The organism is Bradyrhizobium sp. Kon58 (assembly GCF_055807455.1).
In genome coordinates, this window is the sequence record NZ_JBVVOT010000315.1 from 1 (window position 1) to 305 (window position 305).

Annotated in this window: 1 protein-coding gene; it reads left to right on the forward strand. The window is 61.3% G+C overall.

Annotated elements, in window-relative coordinates:
- Nucleotides 1-58: 58 nt before the first annotated feature.
- A partial coding sequence (locus AC0L20_RS40595) for a hypothetical protein (RefSeq protein WP_473295761.1) occupies nt 59-305 on the forward strand: 247 nt, incomplete at its 3' end.

The window sequence follows — 305 nt, forward strand, 5'->3', positions numbered from 1 at the left end:
GCTATTCGGATGAGGTCGCTTCTCTCTATACAGGTCTCGACCTGAAGAAGAACTACTGATGCGGTATCCGGCCTGGCGCATCGGCGTCTTCATCGCGATCGGCGTATGGCCGTTGTTGTGGCTATATGAAGCCTGGAGTTTCGCCCTGGGGCCTGACCCGGGCAAAGTGCTGGTTGATCGCCTGGGGCTGGGCACCTTGATTCTGCTGCTGTATGAACATTTTGCCCAGGACGCCGCCCAGCGCCTGGGGCGCAGCGCCGAACCGCTGAGTGGCCCGGCGTTGGGGCGCCTGCTCAGTCATGACT